The sequence below is a fragment of the Citrobacter sp. CK189 genome (assembly GCF_030333505.1).
Lineage (GTDB): Bacteria > Pseudomonadota > Gammaproteobacteria > Enterobacterales > Enterobacteriaceae > Citrobacter_B > Citrobacter_B koseri.
Window position 1 is genome coordinate 300030 of the sequence record NZ_JAOWFV010000036.1, and the last position, 6702, is coordinate 306731.

The window sequence follows — 6702 nt, forward strand, 5'->3', positions numbered from 1 at the left end:
AGGGAACTCCCCATCGGGAGTGACGTATTTTGAGGAATAATGATGAAAAAAATCGCAATCACCTGCGCATTACTCTCCGGCTTTGTGGTGAGCAGCGTATGGGCGGATGCCGCCAGCGATCTGAAAAGCCGTCTGGATAAAGTCAGCAGCTTCCACGCCAGCTTTACACAAAAAGTGACTGACGGCAGCGGCGCCGCCGTTCAGGAAGGCCAGGGCGACTTATGGGTTAAGCGTCCTAATCTGTTTAACTGGCATATGACGCAGCCCGACGAGAGCATTCTGGTCTCTGACGGGAAAACGCTATGGTTCTTTAACCCGTTTGTCGAGCAGGCAACGGCGACCTGGTTAAAAGATGCGACGGGCAATACGCCGTTTATGCTGATAGCCCGCAACCAGACCAGCGACTGGCAGCAGTACAACATCAAACAAAATGGCGATGACTTTGTGCTGACGCCAAAAAGCAGCAGCGGTAACCTGAAGCAGTTCACCATTAATGTGGGTCGTGACGGGACTATTCATCAGTTCAGCGCAGTGGAACAAGACGATCAGCGCAGCAGCTATCAGCTGAAATCTCAGCAGAATAGCGCTGTCGATGCATCAAAATTTACCTTTACTCCGCCGCAAGGTGTAACGGTAGACGACCAACGTAAGTAGAGGCGCATGAGTGAGCAATCTGTCGCTCGATTTTTCTGATAATACCTTTCAGCCACTGGCCGCGCGTATGCGGCCAGAAAATTTAGCGCAGTATATTGGTCAGCAGCATCTGCTGGCTGCGGGTAAGCCTTTGCCTCGTGCAATTGAGGCCGGGCACCTGCACTCGATGATTTTGTGGGGGCCGCCCGGTACGGGCAAAACCACGCTGGCCGAAGTGATTGCCCGCTATGCCAATGCTGACGTCGAACGCATTTCCGCCGTGACTTCTGGCGTAAAAGAGATCCGTGAAGCCATTGAACGCGCTCGCCAGAACCGTAATGCCGGGCGCCGCACTATTCTGTTTGTCGATGAAGTCCATCGCTTCAACAAGAGCCAGCAGGATGCGTTTCTGCCGCATATCGAAGACGGCACGATTACGTTTATTGGCGCGACGACCGAAAACCCGTCCTTCGAGCTGAACTCGGCTTTGCTGTCACGCGTCCGCGTGTATCTCCTCAAATCCTTAACGACTGAAGATATTGAGCAGGTGCTGAATCAGGCGATGGATGACAAAGCGCGTGGTTATGGCGGCCAGGATATCGTTCTGCCGGACGAGACGCGCCGGGCGATCGCCGAACTGGTGAACGGAGATGCGCGTCGGGCGTTAAATACGCTGGAAATGATGGCAGACATGGCGGAAGTGGATGACAGCGGTAAGAGAGTATTATTACCCGCATTACTGACCGAAATCGCCGGGGAGCGCAGCGCGCGCTTTGATAATAAAGGCGACCGCTTTTACGATCTCATCTCCGCATTGCATAAATCGGTGCGTGGCAGCGCCCCGGACGCGGCGCTTTACTGGTATGCCCGGATCATTACCGCTGGCGGCGACCCGCTGTATGTCGCCCGACGTTGCCTGGCGATTGCTTCTGAAGACGTCGGCAATGCCGATCCTCGCGCAATGCAGGTGGCGATTTCTGCGTGGGATTGCTTTACCCGCGTCGGCCCTGCGGAAGGGGAACGGGCGATAGCCCAGGCGATTGTTTATTTAGCCTGTGCGCCGAAAAGTAACGCGGTTTATACCGCGTTCAAAGCGGCGCTGGCCGATGCCCGTGAACGCCCGGATTATGACGTGCCTGTGCATCTGCGCAATGCGCCGACGAAACTGATGAAAGAAATGGGCTATGGCCAGGAATACCGCTACGCGCATGATGAGCCAAACGCCTACGCCGCAGGCGAGGTTTATTTCCCGCCGGAAATAGCGCAAACACGCTATTATCATCCCACAAACAGGGGTCTTGAAGGCAAGATTGGCGAAAAGCTCGCCTGGCTGGCTGAACAGGATCAAAATAGCCCCACAAAACGCTACCGTTAGCGCGATCGTTGCGGTAATGTTGGCACTGTATCCCTGTGACTGCAGGCTGTGGTCACGTTTCCTATTTTAATTCGATAAGCACAGGATAAGCATGCTCGATCCCAATCTGCTGCGTAATGAGCCAGACGCAGTCGCTGAAAAACTGGCACGCCGGGGCTTTAAGCTGGATGTAGATAAGCTGCGCGCTCTTGAAGAGCGTCGTAAAGTTTTGCAGGTCAACACGGAAAACCTGCAAGCAGAGCGTAACTCTCGATCGAAATCCATCGGCCAGGCGAAAGCGCGCGGGGAAGATATCGAGCCTTTACGTCTGGAAGTGAACAAGCTGGGCGAAGAGCTGGATGCGGCAAAAGCCGAGCTGGAGAGCTTACAGGCTGAAATTCGCGATATCGCGCTGACCATTCCTAACTTACCGGCTGATGATGTACCGGTAGGTAAAGATGAAAACGACAACGTTGAAGTCAGCCGTTGGGGAACCCCGCGTGAGTTTGATTTCGACGTCCGCGATCATGTGACGCTGGGTGAAATGCACGCCGGTCTCGACTTCGCGGCTGCGGTTAAACTGACCGGTTCCCGTTTTGTGGTAATGAAAGGGCAGATTGCCCGTATGCACCGCGCGCTGTCGCAGTTCATGCTGGATCTGCACACTGAACAGCATGGTTACAGTGAAAACTACGTGCCGTATCTGGTGAACCACGACACGCTGTACGGTACAGGGCAGTTGCCGAAATTTGCGGGCGATCTGTTCCATACTCGCCCGCTGGAAGAAGAGGCTGACAGCAGCAACTATGCGCTGATCCCGACGGCGGAAGTGCCGCTGACTAACCTGGTGCGTGATGAAATCATCGACGAAGATGCGTTGCCGATCAAAATGACTGCGCATACGCCATGCTTCCGTTCTGAAGCGGGTTCTTACGGTCGTGACACGCGCGGTCTGATCCGTATGCACCAGTTCGATAAAGTTGAGATGGTGCAGATTGTGCGTCCAGAAGAGTCAATGGATGCGCTGGAAGAGATGACCGGCCATGCTGAGAAAGTGCTTCAGTTGCTGGGTCTGCCGTACCGTAAAATCGTTCTGTGTACTGGTGACATGGGCTTTGGCGCATGTAAAACCTACGATCTCGAAGTATGGATCCCGGCGCAGAACACCTATCGTGAAATCTCTTCCTGCTCGAACGTATGGGATTTCCAGGCGCGTCGTATGCAGGCACGCTGCCGCAGTAAGTCCGACAAGAAAACCCGTCTGGTTCATACTCTGAACGGTTCCGGTCTGGCGGTTGGGCGTACTTTAGTTGCCGTGATGGAAAACTACCAGCAGGCTGATGGCCGCATCGAAGTTCCAGAAGTATTACGTCCGTATATGAACGGACTGGAATATATCGGCTAATCCCCGCTTCTCTCTGCTTAAAAAGCGCCTCCGGGCGCTTTTTTTTATGCCTGTTTGACACCGGACAAGAATGGTTACCCCTTTGGGGGTAATACTACCTTCGAATGAAGATTAGCATTTATCGCTGATTTTTCTCATATTCATTATATACAAAACTATATAGCGATTTATTCGTTATATAAATAACTACATAACGAAGTGTCTGGCTTTTATCAATCGTGAGCAAGCAAAGTGAGTCATCATGAAAACGAATATCCCCGATGCTGTACTGGCAGCTGAGGTAACTCGTCGAGGCCTGGTAAAAACGACAGCAATAGGCGGGCTGGCAATCGCCAGTAGCGCATTGACTCTACCATTTACCCGGATCGCCAATGCGGCTGACGCTATCAGCCCCAGCGCATCCAGCGAAAAAATTATCTGGAGCGCTTGCACCGTTAACTGCGGAAGCCGCTGCCCGCTGCGCATGCATGTGGTGGACGGTGAAATCAAATATGTTGAAACGGACAATACGGGCGATGATAACTATGACGGTCTGCATCAGATTCGCGCCTGTCTGCGCGGGCGTTCTATGCGCCGCCGGGTTTATAACCCCGATCGTCTGAAATATCCAATGAAGCGCGTTGGCAAGCGTGGTGAAGGTAAGTTTGAGCGCATCAGCTGGGACGAAGCCTATGACATTATCACCACCAATATGCAGCGTCTTATCAAAGACTACGGCAACGAATCCATCTATTTAAACTATGGTACGGGTACGCTTGGCGGCACGATGACGCGCTCCTGGCCGCCAGGAAAAACACTGGTTGCCCGGCTGATGAACTGCTGCGGCGGTTACCTCAACCACTACGGCGATTACTCATCCGCGCAAATTGCCGCCGGGTTAAATTACACCTACGGCGGCTGGGCGGACGGTAATAGTCCTTCCGACATTGAAAATAGTAAGCTGGTTGTGCTGTTTGGTAACAATCCGGGGGAAACCCGTATGAGCGGCGGCGGGGTAACCTATTACCTCGAACAGGCACGGCAAAAATCAAATGCGCGGATGATTATTATCGATCCGCGTTATACCGATACCGGCGCGGGTCGTGAGGATGAGTGGATTCCGATTCGCCCGGGTACGGATGCGGCGCTGGTAAATGCGCTGGCATACGTCATGATCACCGAAGATATGGTCGATCAGCCGTTCCTCGACAAATACTGTGTGGGTTATGACGAAAAAACCTTACCCGCCAGCGCGCCGAAAAATGGTCACTACAAAGCCTATATTCTGGGACAGGGTAGAGATGGTATTGCGAAGACGCCGGAGTGGGCGTCGCAGATCACCGGTATCCCGGCGGCGCGCATTGTAAAACTGGCGCGTGAAATCGGTAGCGCCAAACCCGCTTACATCAGCCAGGGCTGGGGGCCGCAGCGTCATGCCAACGGCGAAATCGTTACTCGCGCAATCTCTATGCTGGCGATCCTGACCGGCAACGTCGGCATTAACGGCGGCAACAGCGGTGCGCGTGAGGGATCTTACGATTTGCCGTTTGAGCGTATGCCAACGCTGGAAAACCCGGTCGAGACCAGCATTTCGATGTTCTTATGGACCGATGCCATTGAGCGCGGGCCGGAAATGACGGCGCTGCGTGACGGGGTTCGCGGCAAAGATAAACTCGACGTTCCCATCAAAATGATCTGGAACTATGCCGGTAACTGCCTGATTAACCAGCATTCCGAAATTAACCGCACGCATGAAATTTTGCAGGATGATAAGAAGTGCGAAATGATCGTCGTTATCGACTGTCATATGACCTCTTCAGCGAAATATGCCGATATTCTGCTGCCGGACTGCACCGCTTCTGAGCAGATGGACTTCGCGCTAGATGCCTCCTGCGGGAACATGTCCTACGTTATTTTCACCGATCAGGCCATTAAACCGCGCTTTGAGTGCAAGACTATCTATCAGATGACCAGTGAGCTGGCGAAGCGTCTCGGCGTGGAGCAGCAGTTTACCGAAGGGCGTACGCAAGAAGAGTGGATGCGTCATCTGTACGAACAGTCGCGTCAGGCGATTCCCGAACTGCCGACATTCGAAGCATTCCGCAAGCAGGGCATCTTTAAGCAGCGCGACCCTGAAGGTCATCACGTTGCCTATAAAGCCTTCCGTGACGATCCGCAGGCTAACCCACTGACAACGCCGTCGGGCAAAATCGAGATCTATTCGCAGGCGCTGGCAGAGATTGCGGCAACCTGGGAATTGCCGGAAGGCGATGTGATCGATCCGTTGCCGATCTATACGCCGGGCTTCGAAAACTACAGCGATCCGTTGACCAAAGACTATCCGTTGCAATTAACGGGCTTCCACTACAAATCTCGCGTGCACTCTACCTATGGCAACGTGGACGTTCTGAAAGCTTCCTGCCGCCAGGAGATGTGGATTAACCCGATGGACGCGCAAAAACGCGGCATCAGCAACGGCGACAAAGTGCGTATCTTCAACGGTCGCGGCGAGTTGCATATTGAGGCGAAAGTGACGCCGCGCATGATGCCGGGCGTCGTTGCGTTGGGCGAAGGCGCCTGGTATGACCCGGATGCAAAACGCGTGGATCAGGGGGGATGTATTAACGTCCTGACGACCCAGCGTCCTTCTCCTCTCGCTAAGGGGAATCCGTCCCATACGAACCTCGTTCAGGTTGAGAAGGTATAAGGAGTAACCGATGACAACCCAATATGGATTTTTTATTGACTCCAGTCGTTGCACCGGTTGCAAAACCTGCGAACTGGCCTGCAAAGACTACAAAGATTTAACCCCGGACGTCAGCTTCCGTCGCATCTATGAATATGCGGGCGGCGACTGGCAGGAGGACAATGGCGTCTGGCACCAGAATGTCTTTGCCTACTATCTTTCCATCTCCTGCAACCACTGCGAAGACCCGGCCTGCACGAAAGTGTGCCCGAGTGGCGCGATGCACAAACGCGAGGACGGTTTTGTGGTGGTGGATGAGGATGTCTGCATCGGCTGTCGCTACTGCCATATGGCCTGCCCGTACGGTGCGCCGCAGTACAACGCCGCCAAAGGCCACATGACCAAATGCGACGGCTGTCATGACCGCGTTGCCGACGGCAAAAAACCGATCTGCGTCGAGTCCTGCCCGCTGCGCGCGCTGGACTTTGGCCCGATAGAAGAGCTGCGGAAGAAACATGGCACGCTGGCGGCCGTTGCGCCGCTGCCGGGTGCGCACTTCACCAGACCGAACATTGTGATTAAACCCAACGCCAACAGCCGCCCGACCGGGGATACCACGGGTTATCTGGCAAATCCGAAGGAGGT

5 protein-coding genes are annotated in these 6702 nt (G+C 54.1%); all 5 read left to right on the forward strand.

Going from position 1 to position 6702, the window contains the following annotated elements:
* Window positions 1-42 precede the first annotated feature (42 nt).
* Window positions 43-654: an outer membrane lipoprotein periplasmic chaperone LolA gene (gene lolA / locus OGV83_RS07810; protein WP_047457794.1), complete on the forward strand. Its 612-nt coding sequence runs from the start codon at window positions 43-45 to the stop codon at window positions 652-654.
* Window positions 655-664: 10 nt separating this feature from the next.
* Window positions 665-2008, forward strand: a complete 1344-nt coding sequence (gene rarA / locus OGV83_RS07815; protein WP_286463390.1) for a replication-associated recombination protein RarA — start codon at window positions 665-667, stop codon at window positions 2006-2008.
* Window positions 2009-2099: 91 nt separating this feature from the next.
* Window positions 2100-3392 (forward strand): serine--tRNA ligase, encoded by a 1293-nt coding sequence (gene serS, locus OGV83_RS07820; protein ID WP_012133033.1) that lies wholly within the window; start codon window positions 2100-2102, stop codon window positions 3390-3392.
* 241 nt (window positions 3393-3633) lie between these two features.
* Window positions 3634-6078, forward strand: coding sequence for a dimethylsulfoxide reductase subunit A (dmsA, locus tag OGV83_RS07825; RefSeq protein WP_047457787.1), 2445 nt, complete (start codon window positions 3634-3636; stop codon window positions 6076-6078).
* 10 nt (window positions 6079-6088) lie between these two features.
* The coding region (locus tag OGV83_RS07830; RefSeq protein WP_012132456.1) for a dimethylsulfoxide reductase iron-sulfur subunit DmsB at window positions 6089-6702 on the forward strand (614 nt) is incomplete at its 3' end.